This is a genomic window from Noviherbaspirillum sp., assembly GCF_035254865.1.
GTDB lineage: Bacteria > Pseudomonadota > Gammaproteobacteria > Burkholderiales > Burkholderiaceae_D > Noviherbaspirillum.
The window spans coordinates 28,380-47,735 of the sequence record NZ_DATFAF010000044.1 but is presented as its reverse complement, the minus strand read 5'-3'; the positions used below and the strand labels follow the sequence as shown (position 1 = coordinate 47,735).

Annotated in this window: 15 protein-coding genes; 13 read left to right on the top strand and 2 right to left on the bottom strand. The window is 58.8% G+C overall.

Annotated elements, in window-relative coordinates:
* The 3 genes from putA to VJ651_RS12040 all read left to right on the top strand — a co-directional run.
* Positions 1-2,347: bifunctional proline dehydrogenase/L-glutamate gamma-semialdehyde dehydrogenase PutA (putA, locus tag VJ651_RS12050; protein WP_324107689.1), on the top strand; the 2,347-nt coding region annotated here is incomplete at its 5' end.
* Positions 2,348-2,365: 18 nt separating this feature from the next.
* A complete protein-coding gene (locus VJ651_RS12045; RefSeq protein WP_324107688.1) occupies positions 2,366-2,878 on the top strand; it encodes a hypothetical protein in 513 nt (170 codons plus the stop codon).
* A gap of 55 nt (positions 2,879-2,933) precedes the next feature.
* On the top strand, positions 2,934-4,964 hold the full coding sequence (locus VJ651_RS12040; protein WP_324107687.1) for an AsmA family protein: 2,031 nt from the start codon (positions 2,934-2,936) through the stop codon (positions 4,962-4,964).
* Positions 4,965-5,001: 37 nt separating this feature from the next.
* Here VJ651_RS12040 and VJ651_RS12035 read toward each other — a convergent pair whose 3' ends face one another.
* Both VJ651_RS12035 and VJ651_RS12030 read right to left on the bottom strand, forming a co-directional pair.
* Positions 5,002-5,769 (bottom strand): 5'-methylthioadenosine/adenosylhomocysteine nucleosidase, encoded by a 768-nt coding sequence (locus VJ651_RS12035; protein ID WP_324107690.1) that lies wholly within the window; start codon positions 5,767-5,769, stop codon positions 5,002-5,004.
* A 713-nt stretch (positions 5,770-6,482) separates the two neighbouring features.
* On the bottom strand, positions 6,483-7,358 hold the full coding sequence (locus tag VJ651_RS12030; RefSeq protein WP_324107686.1) for a LysR family transcriptional regulator: 876 nt from the start codon (positions 7,356-7,358) through the stop codon (positions 6,483-6,485).
* A 125-nt stretch (positions 7,359-7,483) separates the two neighbouring features.
* Between VJ651_RS12030 and VJ651_RS12025 the strand changes: the two genes are divergently transcribed.
* From VJ651_RS12025 to VJ651_RS11980, 10 genes are all read left to right on the top strand, one after another.
* The gene (locus VJ651_RS12025; protein ID WP_324107685.1) at positions 7,484-8,995 is read left to right on the top strand and encodes a CoA-acylating methylmalonate-semialdehyde dehydrogenase; all 1,512 of its coding nucleotides are present in this window, start codon (positions 7,484-7,486) and stop codon (positions 8,993-8,995) included.
* A 124-nt stretch (positions 8,996-9,119) separates the two neighbouring features.
* Positions 9,120-10,799: a GMC family oxidoreductase gene (locus tag VJ651_RS12020; RefSeq protein ID WP_324107684.1), complete on the top strand. Its 1,680-nt coding sequence runs from the start codon at positions 9,120-9,122 to the stop codon at positions 10,797-10,799.
* Between the two features lie 257 nt (positions 10,800-11,056).
* Complete coding sequence (locus tag VJ651_RS12015; protein WP_324107683.1) at positions 11,057-11,827, top strand: ABC transporter ATP-binding protein; 771 nt, start codon at positions 11,057-11,059, stop codon at positions 11,825-11,827.
* The gene (locus VJ651_RS12010) at positions 11,828-12,541 is read left to right on the top strand and encodes an ABC transporter ATP-binding protein (protein ID WP_324107682.1); all 714 of its coding nucleotides are present in this window, start codon (positions 11,828-11,830) and stop codon (positions 12,539-12,541) included.
* 33 nt (positions 12,542-12,574) lie between these two features.
* Entirely contained in the window at positions 12,575-13,783 is a 1,209-nt protein-coding gene (locus VJ651_RS12005) for an ABC transporter substrate-binding protein (protein WP_324107681.1), read from the top strand.
* A gap of 95 nt (positions 13,784-13,878) precedes the next feature.
* The gene (locus VJ651_RS12000; protein WP_324107680.1) at positions 13,879-14,763 is read left to right on the top strand and encodes a branched-chain amino acid ABC transporter permease; all 885 of its coding nucleotides are present in this window, start codon (positions 13,879-13,881) and stop codon (positions 14,761-14,763) included.
* 13 nt (positions 14,764-14,776) lie between these two features.
* Positions 14,777-15,793 carry a branched-chain amino acid ABC transporter permease gene (locus tag VJ651_RS11995; RefSeq protein ID WP_324107679.1) on the top strand — a complete coding sequence of 339 codons (1,017 nt, stop codon included), beginning with the start codon at positions 14,777-14,779 and terminating at the stop codon, positions 15,791-15,793.
* Position 15,794: 1 nt separating this feature from the next.
* Complete coding sequence (locus VJ651_RS11990; RefSeq protein WP_324107678.1) at positions 15,795-16,937, top strand: ABC transporter substrate-binding protein; 1,143 nt, start codon at positions 15,795-15,797, stop codon at positions 16,935-16,937.
* Positions 16,938-17,000: 63 nt separating this feature from the next.
* Positions 17,001-18,533 carry a class I adenylate-forming enzyme family protein gene (locus VJ651_RS11985; RefSeq protein WP_324107677.1) on the top strand — a complete coding sequence of 511 codons (1,533 nt, stop codon included), beginning with the start codon at positions 17,001-17,003 and terminating at the stop codon, positions 18,531-18,533.
* Positions 18,534-18,893: 360 nt separating this feature from the next.
* Positions 18,894-19,280, top strand: coding sequence for a CBS domain-containing protein (locus tag VJ651_RS11980; RefSeq protein ID WP_324107676.1), 387 nt, complete (start codon positions 18,894-18,896; stop codon positions 19,278-19,280).
* Positions 19,281-19,356 lie beyond the last annotated feature (76 nt).

Sequence of the window (19,356 nt, the reverse complement as noted above, 5' to 3'; positions counted from 1 at the left end):
CGGCATGGGCGAAACGCTGTACGACCAGGTGGTCGGCGACGACAAGCTGGGCAAGGCCTGCCGCATCTATGCGCCGGTCGGTTCGCATGAAACCCTGCTTGCCTACCTGGTGCGCCGCCTGCTGGAAAACGGTTCGAATTCTTCCTTCGTCAATCAGATCGTCGATGAGAGTGTTGCCGTGGAAAGCCTGATCGCCGATCCCGTCGAAGTCGCGAAGACGCTGGGCGGTGAACCGCATCCGGGCATTTCCTTGCCGGTCGACTTGTATGGCATGGAACGCAAGAATTCCGCCGGCGTGGACTTGAGCAATGAAAACGTGTTGCGCGATGTCGACGCTGTCTTCGCGGATTTCGGGAACAAGCAATGGCAAGCCGCACCCTTGCTCGCCGCGCTATCGGAAAGCAGGAATCAGCCGCAGAACGTGATCAATCCCGCCGATCATCGCGACATCGTCGGCCAGGTGATCGAAGCCGGCGCCGAACAAGTGGAAAGCGCGCTGAATGCCGCACAAGCCTATGCAACGGACTGGCAAACCTTGCCGCCTGCGCTGCGCGCGGCAGCTCTGGTGCGTGCCGCCGATTTGCTGGAAGAACACCAGCTCGAACTGATGGCGCTGGCGATACGCGAAGCCGGCAAGTCGCTGCCGAACGCCATCGCGGAAGTGCGCGAAGCGGTCGACTTCCTGCGCTATTACGCTGCGCAAGTGCAGACCGGACCGAATACCTTTGCGCTCGGTCCCGTGGTATGCATCAGCCCGTGGAATTTCCCGCTCGCGATTTTTATCGGCGAGGTGAGCGCTGCATTGGCTGCAGGGAATGTGGTGCTGGCCAAGCCGGCGGAACAAACTCCGCTGATCGCCCATCGCGCCGTGCAATTGCTGCATGAAGCCGGTGTGCCGCGTGGCGCACTGCAACTCCTGCCGGGTCGCGGCGAAACCGTCGGCGCGAAGCTGGTGGCCGATGCGCGCGTCTGCGGCGTGATCTTCACCGGTTCGACCGAAGTGGCGCAGTTGATCAATCGCACGCTGGCACAGCGCGCGGTCAAGGAAGGGCACGAGATTCCGCTGATCGCGGAAACCGGTGGCCAGAATGCCATGATCGTCGACTCCAGCGCATTGCCGGAACAGGTGGTGCAGGATGTGATCAGTTCCGCCTTCGACAGCGCCGGCCAGCGCTGCTCCGCCTTGCGCGTGCTTTGCCTGCAAGCGGATATCGCGGACAAGACCATCAAGATGCTGAAGGGCGCGATGCAGGAATTGCGCGTCGGGAATCCGGATCGCCTCGCTACCGACATCGGTCCGGTGATCGATGCGGATGCGCAAAAAGGATTGCTGCTGCACATCGAACGCATCAAGACCCATGCCCGCGATTTTTATCAATTGACGTTGCCCGAAGGTTGCGCACAAGGCACATTCGTGCCGCCGACCGTGATCGAAATTTCATCGCTGTCGGAATTGCAGCGTGAAGTCTTCGGGCCGGTGCTGCATGTCATTCGTTATCAGCGCGACCAGTTGCCGCAATTGATCGAGGACATCAACGCAAGCGGTTACGGCCTGACACTCGGCATCCACTCGCGCATCGATGAAACCATTGACTTCATCACGGCGCGTGCACACGTCGGCAACATTTACGTCAATCGCAACATTGTCGGCGCGGTGGTCGGCGTGCAACCATTCGGTGGAGAAGGCAAGTCGGGCACGGGACCGAAGGCGGGCGGGCCGTTGTACCTGAAGCGCCTGCAACGCAACCCGGTCGTTGCCATCGGCGGACACACCATTCATCAGAAACAGGCGCCGGCATCCGCGCAATCCGCTTTCGAGCAATTGCTCGCATGGGCGGACACGCACGGCCACGAGCGAGTCGCCAGCCTTGGTGAATCCTATGCACATGCAACGCCGCTGAATACCTCGCTGGTGCTGCCGGGACCGACCGGCGAGCGCAACACGCTCAGCTTTGCTCCGCGCGGCACGGTATTGTGTGCGGCAACAAGCGTGAGCGGGTTGCTGAATCAGCTTGCCGCTGCGCTTGCGACAGGCAATCGCGTCGTCATGGATGCCGCATCCTCGCTGCTCCTGCCGCCCGGCTTGCCGCAGGCGGTGCGCAATGCGGTAACGGTTGTCGAGGAAGATGCACTTTCCCGACAAGCGCTCAACGTCGCACTGCTTGACGCACCGAAGATGCACAGTCTTCTGCCAGAACTTGCTGCACGCGACGGCGCCTTGTTGCCTTGCATAGAGACCTGCGAAGCGGAGATGGTGCCCTTGTGGCGCCTGGTTGCCGAGCGCGCACTGTGCGTCAACACAACTGCGGCGGGCGGCAATGCAAGCCTGATGACCATGGGTGCGTAGGCGCGACCGGGAAAGAAGATGACTGATATCGATCACTACTTTCTCGGCGATCCGGACTTGCATCAGCGGCTCGCGGTCGGCACCGGTATCCTTGCGGAGCTGGTGCGCTGCGCGCCGCGTGCGGTCGGTATTTCCGCCTTGGAAAATGCAACCGGTTATCCGACGCAAGTGCTGGAAAAGAATTGCCGTCACTTGTGCCGCGCCGGATTGTTGCACCCGGACGACTCGGATCGCTGGCTGCTGGCCGGTGCGCCATCGGAGATCACGCTGGAAGATGTGTTCCGCGCAGTACTGACGGACGCGCCGGCCTGCGACAAGGCAGAGCCTTCGCAATTGAAGATTGCTCCCGGAACAAACGATGTGGAACTCTTGCTGATGCAAGCCACCGTCGGCATTCACCAGCACATTTTCAATTATCTGCGCCGCTTTTCGCTGGACCGGGTGAAGATCAGCGGCGCCGGCATGTTTCCGCAGACGAAGCAGCGTGCCTGCGATTTTTGCAGGGAGGAAGCACCGGCCGAACTGCATTGAAGGCCGAGCAGACTGCCGGCAATGAACTCTTGCATGTCGGTCAAGTCTTACCGGCATGTCCCGCGCAGGAAAAATCGCTCTCTACAGTGCCGGTGGCCTGATTGTCGTGCTCGCACTCTGTGTCGCAGCACTGCTCAACTTTGACTGGAACCGCACCAAGCCGTGGATCAGTTCGCGCGTCGCTGAAGCGACAGGGCGCGCGTTCAATATCGGCGGCAATCTGAGCCTGACCTGGCAGGCGCCGCAAGGCGAACAGGGTTGGCGCGCATGGGTGCCGTGGCCGCGCCTGGCCGCGCGCGACGTCAGTTTCGGCAATCCTGACTGGGCGGACAAGCCCTTCATGGCCAAGGCGCGCGATGTCAGCTTTTCCATCCGTCCCCTTCCGCTTCTCAGCAAGAAAATCGTCATCCCCTCGCTCGCGCTCAGTGCACCCGAATTGTCGCTCGAACGTTTGCAGGACGGACGCAACAACTGGACCTTCGGATCCGGCGGCAAATCGGAATGGCAATTCGAACTGCAACGCCTGATCCTGGCCAAGGGCGAAATTCAGCTGAAGGATGCCGTCAAGCACGCCAATCTGAAAGCCGAAATCGATACCCTGGGCAATGGCAAGGAGGAAAACCTGCGTCTCGGCTGGCGTGTCGCCGGCACTTACAACGGCGAACAAGTCAGCGGGCAGGGGCGCGCCGGCGGCATCCTGTCGCTGCAGCAAAAAAATACCGAATATCCGATCGATGCCAGCGTGCGTGTCGGCAAGACCAGCATCGATGCCAAGGGAAGCCTGACCGATCCGCGCCGGCTCGCCGCGCTCGACCTGCAGCTGAAGATCGCCAGCGTGAGCATGGCGCAACTCTATCCGCTGATCGGCGTCGTGCTTCCGGAGACGCGTCCCTTCGTGACCGAAGGCAGGCTGCACGGCAGCCCCGGACAACATGGCGGCAACTGGACCTATGAAAAATTCAGCGGCAAGATGGGCGCGAGCGACCTGGCCGGCACCTTGCATTATCGCGGCGGCGAACCGCGCTCCTCGCTGGAAGGCACGGTCGCATCCGATTTCCTGAATTTCAATGACTTGTCACCATTGATCGGCGCCGACTCCGAGGACAGTCGCGCCCGGCGCGGTGCCAAGGGCGAGCAGCCGCCCGACAAGGTGCTGCCGGTGGAGAACTTCCGTACAGAGCGCTGGAACAGCATCGATGCGGATGTGCAATTCACCGGCCGGCGCATCGTGCGCAAGGAAGAACTGCCGATCGACAATCTGGTGACCCGTGTTCACTTGCGCGACGGCGTGATCTCGCTCGCGCCGCTCAAGTTCGGCATCGCGGGCGGCAACCTGGTTTCGAATATCACGCTCAACGGCAAGACCACACCGGTAAAAGCCGAGATGAAATTATCCGCGCGTCACATGAAGCTCAAGCAATTGTTTCCGACGCTTGAGGGAATGCAGGCCAGCCTGGGTGAAATCAACAGCGATGCCGCACTGACGGCCAGCGGCAACTCGGTCGCCGAACTGCTCGGTTCATCCAACGGCGAGATCAAGGCGGTGATCAACCAGGGAACCATCAGCAAGTTATTGCTGGAAAAGATGGGTTTGAATATCAGCAGCATCATTGTCACGCAGATGTTCGGCGACAAGCAGATCCAGCTCAATTGCGCGGCAACCGATTTCATCATCGACAAAGGCGTGATGCAGACACGCGCGTTTGTCGTCGATACCGCCGATGCAACGATTCATGTCGACGGAAAGATCAATCTCGCGAAAGAGTTGCTGGACCTGACCATTTATCCGGATACCAAGGGCCTGCGCATGATTTCCCTGCGTTCGCCGCTGTACGTGAGCGGCCCGTTCAAGAAACCCAAGGTCGGCGTCGACAAGGGCGTCGTCGCGCTCAAGGCTGGCAGCGCGCTCGCACTCGGCGCCCTGGCACCGGTCGCCGCGGCCTTGATCCCGCTGGTAAATGTGGGGCCAGGCGAAAAGAGTGAATGCGGAACCTTGCTGGCGCAGGCAACCGAAAAACCGGTCGCACCGACGGCAGCCAGAAAGGCCGCGAATACTAGCGGCACCAGCGGCACCAGCGGCAAATGAAAAAATTATTGCCCGCAGTTGCGCTGACAAGGACTTGTCAAGCCTGTGTGCACAACCTCTTCACAATGCCAAACGCATAACGCGAAGCAATCCGGTCGATGAATTGCATGAAGTCGTGCGGCGCTTCTTCATTGGCGCTATCGGAGATCGTGCGGATCACGGCGAAGGGCACGCCGAACTCGAAACAGACCTGGGCCACGGCGGCGCCTTCCATTTCCAGTGCCAGGAGCGACGGAAAAGCCGCTTTCAGCGCATCGCGCCTTTCCTGCCGATGAACGAATTCATCCCCGCTGGCAATCAGGCCGCGATGCACGCGCGGCAGACCAAGCCGGAAGTTTTCCCGATCTTGTTCTGAAATCGCCCCTTGCGCATCGAGCGCCGCGAAATCCGACGCAGCACGCGCCAGACGATCGGTCAGATTCTTGTCAGAAGAGAAATGCGACTGACCGAGCAGCGGAACTTCATATTGCGGAAACAGCGGTGTGGTGTTCATGTCATGCTGAACCAGCGCATCTGCCACCACGATGTCGCCTACGCGCAGTTCGTCACCCGCGGCACCCGCCACACCAGTGAAGACGATATGCGTGACTGCAAAGCGTTCTATGAGGGTTGCTGCGGTCGCGGCGGCGGCGACCTTCCCCATGCGCGACAAAACGCAGACCGTATCGATCCCCCATAACTTGCCAAACGTGTAATCGCGCATGCCGCGATGGGTCTTTTCGGTGGCTTGCATGGTCTCGATCAGGCCGGCTTGTTCCTGGTGCAGGGCGCTGATCAATCCAAGGCGGGGAATTTGTGATGACATTGGCAACTTCTCTTGATAAGAATCGAAAGACTGGAGTCGGAACGGCAATAACGTAGCGTATTGCTTCCGGCTGCTTTTGCGCAAGCGCCGACGGCTGATGTTTTTGCGGTTCTTTTACTTTGTAGTTGATATATATAAATAGTAGTAGTGTTAACGCGCCTCAAAAACTGTGGATAACCCGGTAAACCAAAATCGGATCAATTGTTTACCTTCGGCATAAGTGCTGAATAATCGGTGTATCGCAAAAGGACAGATTCTGAATAAAAAAACGCGTATTCAGATTTCCCGGCTTGTCCCCATCTCTTCAAGCTTTTTTCCAAAGACTTATCCACAGAGGGTTCTGCAAATAATTGTCGATTGTTGAGTTGCTTGCACAAAAGACAGGTTTCCGATGTTGTGTTTCTGTCTAGCAGTCCATGGTTCCGTCTGTTTTGCGAAAGCGTTTTTTTCTTTGCGTTCCCCGGCGAATAAAGCGCAGCGGGTTTTAACTTAAAGATTGATATATACAAATAGTGATAGTAGTTAACGCAGTGCCAAATCTGGGGATAAGCGCATTAAGCCCAATGAAATCAAGGTACTGCAGAATGGATAAGGGCTGAACAATGCCTGTATGACCGAAGGAAACTTCTTGGATAAAAATGACTGAAGGCAGTTTTACCGCGCTTGTCCTCAAACTACCCACCGGATATGCAGCGAATTACCCACAGGCCGGCTCAGGTCCGCCAGAGGGATTGCAATAAAGAGAACACTGCGGCGATCGCCGGTTCGCTCTTGCGCTTGGCCAGCGTAATGAAGGACAGTTCGGTGGACAGGCTGACGGCGTCCGCAATCACCAGCCCGTGGGCGTGGGCCTCGCCCAGCGCCACCGATTCGCGCACCAGCGAGAGCCCCACGCCGGATTTCACCAGGTCGAGCATGGATGGCTCCTGATCGACCAGCGCCACCTTGTTCGGCGTGACCTTGTATTGCGCAAAGGTCTTGCTCAGCAGGCGGTTGTGCGCGGATTCGGGCGGAGTCCAGATCCAGGGCAGTTTCGCGAGCGCCGGCCAGTCGCGCCCGGCGACACGGTTTTTCCAGCCCTGGGGAGCGACCACGTTGTAGGTAAAGGAAGTCAGCGTCTGGACATGGAATTCCTTGCCCGGCGTGCCGAGGAAGTAGCCGACATCGAGTTCACCGCTCTTGATCTGCTGCATGACCCAGCCGGACATGCCATGCTGCAGCCGGGTCGAGATCTGGGGATAGGTTTCCACCAGGCGCTTCAGGAAGGCGCCGAGGCGGATGAATTCCGGGTCGAGGATGGTGCCGATCGAGAGCGTGCCGGACAGCGTCGAGTGCAGGGACGCGGCACCCTGGCGGAGTTCGGCCACGCTCTCCATTACGCGTTCCGCGAAAGGCAACAATTTGGCGCCGTCATCGGTCAGGCTCATCCCGGACGGCGTGCGCGTAAACAATTGCAGGTCGAGACTGGCCTGCAGGGCCTTGATCTGCAGGCTGACCGCAGGTTGTGTCAAATGCAAACGCTCGGCGGCGCGCGTCAGGTTGCCTTCTCGTGCGACGGTCACGAAGGCGCGGAGCTGGGTCAGGTCCATGAATGCTCTCCCGTATCATCATCATTATAAGAGTCTTTTATATCCGACTTGATAACAACTCATTGGATTCCACTCGACGGCCGGGATATGCTGTCAAAATTCGCCTATCTCTAAAAGGAATCCTTATGACGCAAGCTTTGATCCAGCATTACATCGGTGGCCGTGTGGTTGAATCGACCAGCGGCCGCAAACAGGATGTCTTCAACCCGGCCACGGGTGAAGCGAGCGCGCAGGTGGTGCTGGCCAGCGTCGAAGAAGTCAATGCTGCCGTCGATGCGGCACGCGCAGCCGCGCCCGGCTGGGGCGACACCGCGCCCTTGAAGCGTGCCCGCGTCCTGTCGAAATTCAAGGAGCTGATCGAGAAGCATCATGATGACTTCGCCGCCGCGATTACACGCGAGCACGGCAAGGTGTTTTCCGATGCCAAGGGTGAAGTCACGCGCGGCCTCGAAGTCGTGGAATTCGCTTGCGGCATTCCGCAATTGCTGAAGACCCAGTTCACCGACAACATCGGCGGCGGCATCGACAACTGGCAGTTGCGCCAGCCGCTCGGCGTGACCGCCGGCATCACGCCCTTCAATTTCCCTTTCATGGTGCCGATGTGGATGGCGCCGATGGCCATCGCCACCGGCAACAGCTTCATCCTGAAACCTTCCGAGCGCGATCCCTCGCCTTCGCTGATGATGGCCGATCTGTTCAAGCGCGCGGGCCTGCCCGATGGCGTGTTCAACGTCGTCCAGGGCGACAAGGTCGCGGTCGATGCGCTGCTGCATCATCCGGATGTGAATGCCGTGTCTTTCGTCGGTTCCACCCCGATCGCGGAATACATTTACACCGAGGGCACCAGGCGCAAGGGCGCTTATCCGCTGCGCGTGCAAGCCCTGGGCGGCGCGAAGAACCACATGGTGGTGATGCCGGATGCAAATCTCGACCAGGCGGTTGATGCCTTGATCGGTGCCGCTTATGGCTCGGCTGGCGAGCGCTGCATGGCCATCTCGGTGGCGGTTGCCGTCGGCAGTGTTGCCGACAAGCTGATCGAAGCCCTGATCCCGCGCGTGAAAGCGCTGAAGGTGAAGAACGGCATGGAAGCCGATGCCGAAATGGGTCCGGTGGTGACCGCGCAGCACAAGGCGAAAATCGAGGGCTACATCGAGGACGGTGTGCAGGCTGGCGCCAGGCTGCTGGTCGATGGCCGCGGCCTCAAAGTGCCGGGTCTTGAGAACGGCTTCTTCATCGGCGGCACCTTGTTCGACCATGTGACGCCCGACATGAAGATCTACAAGGAAGAAATCTTCGGACCGGTGCTGTGCGTGGTGCGCGTGCCGGACTTCGCGTCGGCTGTCAAACTGATCAACGCGCACGAGTTCGGCAACGGCGTTGCGCTGTTCACCTCGGACGGCAATACCGCGCGCGAGTTTTCGCGTCGCATCGAGGTGGGCATGGTCGGCATCAACGTGCCGATTCCGGTGCCGATGGCATGGCACTCCTTCGGCGGCTGGAAGCGCTCGCTGTTCGGCGACACGCACGCCTACGGCGAAGAAGGCATCCGCTTCTATACGCGCTACAAGTCGGTGATGCAGCGCTGGCCGGATTCGATTGCCAAGGGCGCCGAGTTCACGATGCCTGTGGCGAAGTGATGCGCATGTCCGATCGCCCCGCGCGATCGGACAACACCCTTTGACGAAACAATTCTTGCCAGCGTAAGCCGACCGTCAGCCCGCGGGTTGATGATCGCAGCACACCATTCATCGGGAGGCCATCGTGGAATCCGCAGGAAAATACGACTACATCATCATCGGCGCCGGCAGTGCCGGTTGCGTGCTCGCTAATCGTCTCGCACAGGACGCCGATGTGTCGGTGCTGCTGCTGGAAGCCGGCCGCAAGGACGACTACATCTGGATTCACATCCCGGTCGGCTACCTCTATTGCATCGACAACCCGCGCACCGACTGGCGCTTCCGCACCGAGGCCGATGCAGGACTCAACGGACGCAGCCTGATTTATCCGCGCGGCAAAGTGATGGGCGGATGTTCCTCGATCAACGGCATGATCTACATGCGCGGCCAGGCACGCGACTACAACCGGTGGGCGGAACTGTGCGGCGACGACAGCTGGCGCTGGGAAAACGTGCTGCCGGTGTTCAAGAAGAGCGAGGATTACCACAAGGGCGCCGATCCATTCCATGGCGCGGGCGGCGAATGGCGCGTCGAGAAGCAGCGCTTGTCCTGGGAGATCCTCGATGCCTTCCGCGATGCCGCCGAACAGGTCGGCATTCCGAAGGTGGAGGATTTCAATCGCGGCGACAACGAAGGTAGCAGTTACTTCGAAGTGAACCAGAAAAAAGGCTGGCGCTGGAACACCGCACAAGCCTTTCTGAAATCGACCGCAGGCCGCAAGGGCAAGCTCGACATCATGACCGGTTGTCATGTCAAACGCCTGCGCCTGCAGTCAACGGCGGAAGGCATGGTCTGCTCCGGTGTGGAATTCACCGGCGGCGGCACCGAATGGTTTGCGGAAGCCGCGCGCGAAACGATTTCAACCGCGGGCGCGGTGGGATCGCCGCAAATCCTGCAACTGTCGGGTATCGGCCCCGCCTCTCTGCTGCAGAAAAACGGCGTGCCGATTGTGCACGACCTGCCCGGCGTGGGCGAGAACCTGCAAGACCATCTGCAACTGCGCATGGCGTTCAAGATCCAGGGCGTCAAGACGCTCAACACCATGGCCAACAGTCTGTTCGGCAAGATGCAGATCGGCATGCAATATGCGATCTCGCGCAGCGGCCCGATGTCGATGGCGCCCTCGCAGCTCGGCGCGTTCACCCGCTCGGATCCTTCGCAGCCGTCGGCCAACCTCGAATACCATGTGCAACCCTTGTCGCTGGAAAAATTCGGCGACCCGCTGCATCCCTTCCCGGCCTTCACCGCCAGCGTGTGCAACCTGCGACCGACCTCGCGCGGCCACATCCGCATCGCCTCGGCCGATCCCTTCGCTGCGCCGAAGATCACGCCGAATTACCTGAGCACGCCGGAAGACCGCAAGGTCGCCGCCGATTCGCTCAAGCTGACACGAACCATCGTCCAGGCACCGGCGCTGAAGAAATATGCGCCGGAAGAATTCAAGCCGGGCGTGCATTACCGCACCGAAGAAGAACTCGCGAAAGCCGCCGGCGATATCGGTACGACGATTTTCCATCCGATCGGCACTTGCAAGATGGGACGCGCCGACGACCCGATGGCGGTGGTCGACAGCCAGTTGCGCGTGCGCGGCGTGAAGGGCTTGCGGGTAGTCGATGCTTCCGTGATGCCGACGATTACCTCGGGGAATACGAATTCGCCCACCATCATGATTGCCGAGAAGGCGGCCGAGTGGATACGTGCGGCGCGCAAGGAAGAGGGCGCGCAAAGCCGTCCTGTTATGCGCGTCGCGGAGCCTGCGATGTAATAGTTTTTTGCAGGTGATCTCTCGATTGTGAATTGGTTGACTTGATTACGAGCAAGTATTTTTTCTTCATGCTAAGATCAGCACTGCCTGATAAAGCGACATGTACAAGATTGATACAGGCCAAACAATCGACAGATGAGTTGTCGCTTGTATTGCCACCCCCCCAGTCGTACTGTGTACTGTGCATCATCGTTATGCATGACACGCTCCGATGTCGGAATCATTCGGACATTGATGATAGTCAGTAGGGAGAGCCCATGGCGGACGTGGTTTTGGAGACGAGACAACTGACCAAGGAATTCAAGGGATTCACTGCGGTCAATAATGTGAGCCTACAGGTTCAGCGTGGACATATCCATGCATTGATCGGGCCTAACGGCGCGGGCAAGACGACCTGCTTCAACCTGCTTACCAAATTCCTGGTACCCACCTCGGGCCAGATTCTGTTCAACGGCCGCGATATCACGATGGCGCGCCCCGCGCAGATCGCGCGTCAAGGCATCATTCGTTCTTTCCAGATTTCGGCGGTATTTCCGCACCTGAGCGTGCTGGAAAATGTACGCATCGGTTTGCAAAGGCCGCTCGGCAATTCTTTCTCTTTCTGGCAAAGCGAAAAGAAGCTCAACGCGCTGAACGATCGCGCCATGGCTTTGCTGGCGCAAGTCGATCTCGAACAGTTCGCCGATACCATGACGGTCGACTTGCCGTACGGCCGCAAGCGCGCGCTCGAAATTGCCACCACGCTCGGCATGGAACCCGAGCTGATGCTGCTCGATGAACCGACGCAGGGCATGGGACACGAAGACGTGTATCGTGTGACGGAACTGATCAAGAAAGTTTCGCAGGGACGCACTATCCTGATGGTGGAGCACAACATGAACGTGATCGCCGGCATCAGCGACCGCATCTCGGTGCTGCAGCGTGGCGCCATGCTGGCCGAAGGCACGTACGAGGAAGTTTCGAAGAATCCGCAGGTGATGGAAGCGTATATGGGCACCACCTCCGGCGCATTGGAAGGAGCGCATTGAATGGCTGGATCAGCGGCATTGGAAATCACCAACCTGCACGCCTGGTACGGCGAATCGCATATTCTGCACGACGTCAATTTCTCGGTGAACCACGGCGAGGTCGTGACCCTGCTGGGCCGCAACGGCGCCGGCCGCACCACGACCTTGCGCGCCATCATGGGACTGACTGGCGCGCGCAAGGGTTCGATCAAGATCGACGGCATCGAAGCGATCAGCTTGCCGACCCACAAGATCGCACACCTCGGCATCGGCTATTGCCCGGAAGAACGCGGCATCTTTTCCTCCCTGTCGACCGAAGAAAACCTGCTGCTGCCGCCTTCCGTCTCGAAGACCGACAAGGGAATGTCGATCGACGAGATCTACCAGATGTTCCCCAATCTGAAGGAACGCAAATCGAGCCAGGGCACGCGCCTGTCCGGCGGCGAACAGCAGATGCTGGCCGTGGCGCGCATCCTGCGCACCGGCGCGCGCCTGCTGCTGCTGGACGAAATTTCCGAGGGCCTGGCACCTGTCATCGTGCAGGCCCTCGCGCGCATGATCACAACCTTGAAAGCAAAAGGCTACACCATCGTGATGGTGGAGCAGAACTTCCGTTTCGCCGCACCCCTGGCGGACCGGTTTTTCGTGATGGAGCATGGTCAGATCGTCGAGACCTTCGCCGCATCAGAACTGGATTCCAAAATGCCCGTGCTGCATTCGCTGCTCGGCGTATAACACAAGCGTGGATATTCACTCAAGGAGATGGTAATGAAACTGAAAGCTATGGCAGTTGCTGTATCGGCTACGTTCGCAATGGGCTTGGCAGGATCGGCGTCCGCACAGATTTCCGGTGACACAATCAAGATCGGCTTCATCACCGATATGTCGGGCCTGTACGCGGACATCGACGGTCCGGGCGGCGCCGAAGCGATCAAGATGGCCATCGCCGATGCAGGCGGATCGATCAATGGCAAGAAGATCGAACTCCTCACCGCCGATCACCAGAACAAGGCCGACATCGCCGCATCCCGGGCGCGTGAATGGTTCGACCGTGACGGCGTCGACGTGCTGATCGCCGGCACCAATTCCGCCACCAGCCTGTCCATGGCCAAGATCGCGGCCGAAAAGAAAAAGCCCTTCATCGCCATCGGCGCCGGCACGGCCCGCCTGACCAATGAAGAGTGCTCGCCTTACACCGTCCACTATGCCTACGATACGGTCGCGCTCGCGAAGGGCACCGGCTCGGCGGTCGTGAAGCAGGGCGGCAAGACCTGGTTCTTCCTGACCGCGGATTACGCGTTCGGCGCTTCGCTGGAGAACGACACGGCCGCGGTCGTCAAGGCCAACGGCGGCAAGGTGCTGGGCAGCGTCAAGCATCCGCTGTCGGCATCCGACTTCTCGTCCTTCCTGCTGCAGGCGCAGTCCTCCAAGGCGCAAATCCTCGGGTTGGCCAATGCGGGCGGTGATACGGTCAATGCGATCAAGGCAGCCAACGAATTCGGCATCAACAAGTCGATGAAGCTGGCCGGCCTGCTGATGTTCATCAACGACATTCACTCGCTCGGCTTGAACCTGACGCAGGGCATGTATCTGACCGACAGCTGGTACTGGGACATGAATAACGATACCCGCGCCTGGTCCAAGCGTTTCTTCGACAAGGTGAAGCGTGAGCCTTCCTCGCTGCAAGCCGCCGACTACTCGTCCGCTTCGCAGTACCTGAAGGCCGTGAAGGCTGCCGGTACTGACGATTCGGACAAAGTGCTGGCGCAGTTGAAGAAGACCAAGATCAGCGACATGTTCACCAAGAACGGTGTGATCCGTCCGGACGGACGCATGGTGCACGACATGTACCTGATGGAAGTGAAGAAGGCATCGGAATCGAAGTATCCGTGGGACTACTACAAGGTCGCGGAGACGATTCCGGGCGACCAGGCCTTTACCACCAAGGCCGAATCCAAGTGCGCACTCTGGAAGTAAGTTGAGCCGAATCGGCGCGCCGAGCGGGGCGCGCCGGTCAATTCATTCTTCTATTTCATGCCGCACGCGCTGTGGCGTTCTTTTGCAAAGTCGTTATGGAAATTTTCGGTATTCCTCTGCAAGCGATGTTGAGCCAGCTGCTGCTGGGCCTGGTGAACGGATCGTTCTACGCGATGCTGTCGCTCGGTCTTGCCGTGATCTTCGGCCTGCTCAACGTGATCAATTTCGCTCACGGCGCGCTATACATGATGGGCGCATTTCTGGCCTGGATGGGCCTAAGTTATTTCGGCCTCAGTTATTGGGTGATGCTGATCGCCGCGCCGATCCTGGTGGGCATCTTCGGCATCATCATTGAAAAGACCATGCTGCGCTGGCTGTACAAGCTGGATCATCTGTACGGCCTGCTGCTGACCTTCGGCATCACGCTCATGGTCGAAGGTCTGTTCCGCTCGTTTTACGGTGTGTCGGGGCAGCCTTACTCTGTTCCGGACGCCCTGATGGGAGCGACTGATCTGGGTTTCATGATCCTGCCGAACTATCGCGCATGGGTGGTCGTTGCTTCGGTCGTCGTTTGTCTTGCCACCTGGTACGTTATCGAGCGGACCAAGCTTGGCGCCTACCTGCGTGCCGGCACCGAGAACCCGAAACTGGTGGAAGCCTTCGGCATCAATGTCCCGCTGATGGTGACGCTCACTTATGGTTTCGGTGTCGCGCTCGCCGCCTTCGCCGGCGTGCTGGCGGCACCGGTGATCCAGGTGTCGCCGCTGATGGGCTCCAACCTGATCATCGTGGTGTTCGCAGTGGTCGTGATCGGCGGCATGGGATCCATCATGGGTTCCATCGTCACAGGCCTTGGCCTGGGCGTGATTGAAGGCCTGACCCGTGTGTTCTATCCGGAAGCATCGGCAACTGTGGTCTTCATCATCATGGCGATTGTCCTGATGATTCGTCCTGCAGGCTTGTTTGGCAAAGAGAAATAAGAGGAGCGTGAGGATGAACAAGAAAGTCGGATATGCAATCGCACTGGCAGCGGCACTGGCGGCACCCTTTGTGATTTACCCGGTATTCCTGATGAAGGTGCTGTGCTTTGCCTTGTTTGCGTGCGCATTTAATCTGCTGATCGGTTTTACCGGTTTGCTGTCGTTCGGTCATGCGGCCTTCTTCGGCGGCGCGGGCTATGTGGCCGGCTACGCGATCAAGTCGATCGGTTTGCCGTTCGAGATCGGGCTGGTCGCCGGTGTGGCGACCGCTGCATTGATTGGGCTGGTCATGGGCATGCTCGCCATACGCCGTCAGGGCATTTACTTCACCATGATCACGTTGGCGCTGGCACAGATGCTGTTCTTCGTCTGCCTGCAGGCGCCGTTTACTGGTGGCGAGGATGGGTTGCAGGGTGTGCCGCGCGGGAAGCTGCTGGGCATGATGGACCTGTCCAATGACATGAGCTTGTATTACGTTGTCCTGGCAATCGCTATCGCGGGTTTCGCGCTGATCGTGCGCACGGTCCATTCACCGTTCGGACAAGTGTTGAAGGCGGTGAAGGAGAACGAGCCGCGCGCGATTTCGCTCGGGTATGACGTCGACAAATACAAGCTGCTCGCCTTTGTCTTGTCTGCTGCCTTGTCCGGCCTTGCCGGAGCCACCAAGACCGTGGTGCTGGGCTTCGAAACCTTGACCGACGTGCACTGGACCATGTCGGGCCTGGTCGTGCTGATGACGCTGGTCGGCGGCCTCGGCACGCTTGCCGGCCCCATCGTCGGAGCGATTGTCATCATTGCGCTGGAAAACAAATTGGGCGATCTGGGTGAATGGCTGGCGACGCTGACCAGCATCGACTGGTTCCGCTCCATCGGCGAGTCGGTCACGATCGTCACCGGTTTCATCTTTATTGTCTGCGTGCTCGCCTTCCGGCGCGGCATCGTAGGCGAATTGGTGGAGTTGAGCAAGAAGAAAAGCAAATCCGCTCCAGCTCCTGTCACTGCAGCGGTGATCAAAACAATGGAGGGGTAGCATGAACAAGTCACTTGTCTGGTTGCGCTCGGTGGTCGCATGTCTCGGAACGTCTCTGGCTATTGGGGCATGGTGTGCGGATGACATCGTTATTGGACAAGTGGCTCCCTTGAGCGGTGTGCTGGCCGACACTGGCAAGGACATGGTCCTCGGCGCCAGGGTCTATTTCGACTACATCAATGATCAAGGCGGCGTCCATGGCAAAAAGATCCGCCATGTCGTGAAGGATGACGGCTACAAGATTGATGAAACAGTGCGCCGCACCAGGGAATTGATCGACAAGGATGAGGCGCTGGCGCTGATCGGTTTTGCAGGAACCGGCAATGTTGGCGAGCTGTTGAATCAGAAGATCCTGGAGAAGGCCAATATCGCGCTGGTTGCGCCCTACACCGGGGGAGAGAACCTGCGCACGCCGTTCAATCCGAACATTTTCCATATTCGTGCCGGCTATGCGGACGAGGCCGAGGGCATCGTCAATCAACTTGTCATGCTGAACATGAAACGCATTGGCGTGATGTATCAGGATGATCCCTTCGGAAGGGCCGGTCTGGCGGGCGTCGAAGCCGCTTTGAAAAAACGCAATCTGGAAATTGCCGCGACGGGCGCTTACGAAAAGAACACGGACAAGGTCACGGACGCCGTTAATGCCATAGCGAAGGCCAACCCGCAGGCGGTCGTGATGATCTCGGTCAACAAGAGCACAGCGGCCTTCAGCAAGCAGATTCGTGCCGTATCGACCGTGGCCCAGCTGGTGAACATCTCCGTCGTGAATCCCAAAGAGATCGCTCGTCTGATCGGCAACGATAATGCGCGTGGGATCGGCATTGCCCAGGTAATGCCGTTTCCTTACTCCGCGACGGTCGCCATCGTGAAGGAATACCAGCAGGCGATGAAGAAGTATGCGCCGCCGAAGACGGAGCTGTCGTACACCAGCTTTGAAGAGTTTGTCGGCGCCAAGGTGCTGGTCGAGGGGCTTCGCCGCGCCGGCCCCAATCCGACACGTGAAAAGGTGATCCGCGCGCTCGAGACGCTGCATGCCTTCGACACGGGCGGATTCACCGTGAACTTCTCGCCGACCAACCATATCGGCTCGCGCTTTGTCGAGATTACCGTGATCGGCAAGGATGGAAGGCTGCTTCGCTAGCCCGACGCAAGTTTTGCCGAAAATTTGATTACGAATTCAGATTCATCAACGCAGAAGAGACGTATGCATATCGGAGATTTGATAACACACCATGCACGCTATCGCCCGCAGCATGAGGCGATTGTGTTTGGCGAAACCCGCCTGACCTACGAGGCCTTCAATCGCCGGGTCAATCGGCTGGCCAATGCGATGCAAGAACTCGGCATTGAAAAGGGCCAGAAAGTCGCCACGCTATTGCCGAATTGCCTGGAACTGCTGGATATCTACTGGGCCGCGGCGAAGACGGGCGCAGTGCTGGTCCCCTTGTCGCCGATGCTGCTCGGCGCCGGCCTTGCAAGCTTGCTTGGCGATTCGGATGCGGTCCTGTTGTTCACGAATAATGCATTGCGTCCGGTCGTTGATGAAGTCAGGCCGGGGCTTGAACGGCTGGGTGAAGGTCGCATCGTGCTGGTCGATGGTGCTGCGCCGGGATATGCGGACTATGCGAGCTTTACCAGCACAAGCGAGGTCGAGCCGCGAATTTCCGAACTCTCGGCCGATGACATCTATAACATCATGTACACCAGCGGCACGACCGGCCTGCCGAAGGGGATCGTGCATACTCACCAGATCCGCGCCAATTATTGCACCTTGATGGCCAATGCGTTTCGCGTCGGGCCTGAGTCCGTCGTATTGCACACCGGGTCGATCGTCTTCAATGGCGCATTCACGACCCTGATGCCGTGCTTCTACAAAGGTGCGACTTATATCTTGCATCCGCAGTTTGATGTCGAGGCGCTGATCGACACCATCAAGCGCGACAAGGTCACGCATACGATGATGGTGCCGTCGCAGATCATCGCGATGATGGCATCGCCACGATTCAATCCGGAAGAAATGCAATCGCTGCAGATGATCCTGTCTCTTGGAGCGCCTTTGCATAATGAGCACAAGAATGCGTTGAACGCTTATCTGCCGGGGCGCTTCTACGAACTCTACGGTCTCACCGAGGGATTCGTCACGATCCTCGACCGTGAGGATGCGATTCGCAAACAGGGATCGGTCGGCGTGCCGCCGCCGTTTTCCGACATGCGCATCGAACTGGAGAACGGCGAGATTGCGGGCCCGAATCAGATCGGAGAGATCGTCGGCCGCAGTCCATTGCTGATGCCGGGCTATTTCAAGCGGCCGGACCTGACGGCACAGGCGATGCAGGATGGCTGGCTGCGCACTGGCGATCTCGGCTATACGGATGAAGACGGGTATCTGTATCTTGTCGATCGCAAGAAGGAAATGATCGACAGTGGCGGCGTGAAGATTTATCCGCGCGACATCGAGGACATCATGGTGCGCCATCCGGATGTGCAGGAGGTGGCGGTGTTTGGCGTGCCACATGACAAGTGGGGCGAGACGCCCTTGGCCGCTGTTGTGCTGAAGCCGTCGCGGAAGGTGACGGCGGAAGAAATCAAGGAGTGGACCAATCTTCGGGTCGGCGCACGTTATCAACGGGTCAGCGACGTTGTCATCATGGACTCCTTTCCGCGCAATGCGGCGGGCAAGACGCTCAAGCGCGAATTGCGCGACGCGTATTGGCGCGGAAGGGATGGGAAGATTTAGCGCGGCGTCTGTTTCATAAGCGCTGCGGTCAACCGTTTTGTTGTTGTTTGAGTGTGTTGGAAAGGTAGTCTTTTTTCCCCAGCAGTTTTAAGGGTTACGTTTTCGTAACCCTTTTTTTTTGCTTGATGCATTTGATGTCCCTGTTGACGCACAAAGGAACGTCCCGGTGGAAATGTCCGACGCTTTGCAGGCCGGAATGCCTTTTTCGTGTGGGGAGCGTGTACTACACTGATTTGCATCAACCGCAAGGAGCAATCGTGAATTGCGGTAAAACTGAACTGGTTCAGGCTTTGGGAAAGGAGACTTTGATGCAAAGAATTTCTGAAGTAATGACGCGCGACGTCACCAGCATTGCCCCGCGTGAATCCGTGCGGCGTGCTGCGGAGAGATGAGCTGAACGTCGGTGCATTGCCGGTATGCGACGGCAAGCGGTTGGTCGGCATGATTACCGATCGCGACATCACCGTTCGCGCGAATTCGGCCGGCGGGACGCCCGACAACACGAAAGTTGCCGACGTGATGAGCGATCAGGTGCAGTGGTGTTTCGACGATCAGACGGTGGACGAGGTCATGCAGAAGATGGGCGATACGCAGATCCGGCGCGTGCCGGTAGTGGACCACGATACCCGCGAGCTTGTCGGCATCGTGTCGCTTGGCGATCTTGCCACCAAACATTCCGCCCAGGTTGATCGGACCCTGGAGGAAATTTCCTCGCCGGCGCAACCGGATCGAAGCAAGTTGCATTGAGCGGGATACGGAGGCCGAAAACGGGAAGCCGAGAAAGCCAATAAGGGGAAGCTGAAAACAAAAAAGGGTTACAGAC

Bases quoted from the DNA above. Each gene is read 5' to 3' on its own strand.
- VJ651_RS12000 (WP_324107680.1), top strand. From the start codon at position 13,879: ATGGAAATTTTCGGTATTCCTCTGCAAGCGATGTTGAGCCAGCTGCTG.
- VJ651_RS12005 (WP_324107681.1), top strand. From the start codon at position 12,575: ATGAAACTGAAAGCTATGGCAGTTGCTGTATCGGCTACGTTCGCAATG.
- VJ651_RS12035 (WP_324107690.1), bottom strand. From the start codon at position 5,769: ATGTCATCACAAATTCCCCGCCTTGGATTGATCAGCGCCCTGCACCAG.
- VJ651_RS12015 (WP_324107683.1), top strand. From the start codon at position 11,057: ATGGCGGACGTGGTTTTGGAGACGAGACAACTGACCAAGGAATTCAAG.
- VJ651_RS11990 (WP_324107678.1), top strand. From the start codon at position 15,795: ATGAACAAGTCACTTGTCTGGTTGCGCTCGGTGGTCGCATGTCTCGGA.
- VJ651_RS12025 (WP_324107685.1), top strand. From the start codon at position 7,484: ATGACGCAAGCTTTGATCCAGCATTACATCGGTGGCCGTGTGGTTGAA.
- VJ651_RS12010 (WP_324107682.1), top strand. From the start codon at position 11,828: ATGGCTGGATCAGCGGCATTGGAAATCACCAACCTGCACGCCTGGTAC.
- VJ651_RS12045 (WP_324107688.1), top strand. From the start codon at position 2,366: ATGACTGATATCGATCACTACTTTCTCGGCGATCCGGACTTGCATCAG.
- VJ651_RS12040 (WP_324107687.1), top strand. From the start codon at position 2,934: ATGTCCCGCGCAGGAAAAATCGCTCTCTACAGTGCCGGTGGCCTGATT.
- VJ651_RS11985 (WP_324107677.1), top strand. From the start codon at position 17,001: ATGCATATCGGAGATTTGATAACACACCATGCACGCTATCGCCCGCAG.
- VJ651_RS11995 (WP_324107679.1), top strand. From the start codon at position 14,777: ATGAACAAGAAAGTCGGATATGCAATCGCACTGGCAGCGGCACTGGCG.
- VJ651_RS12030 (WP_324107686.1), bottom strand. From the start codon at position 7,358: ATGGACCTGACCCAGCTCCGCGCCTTCGTGACCGTCGCACGAGAAGGC.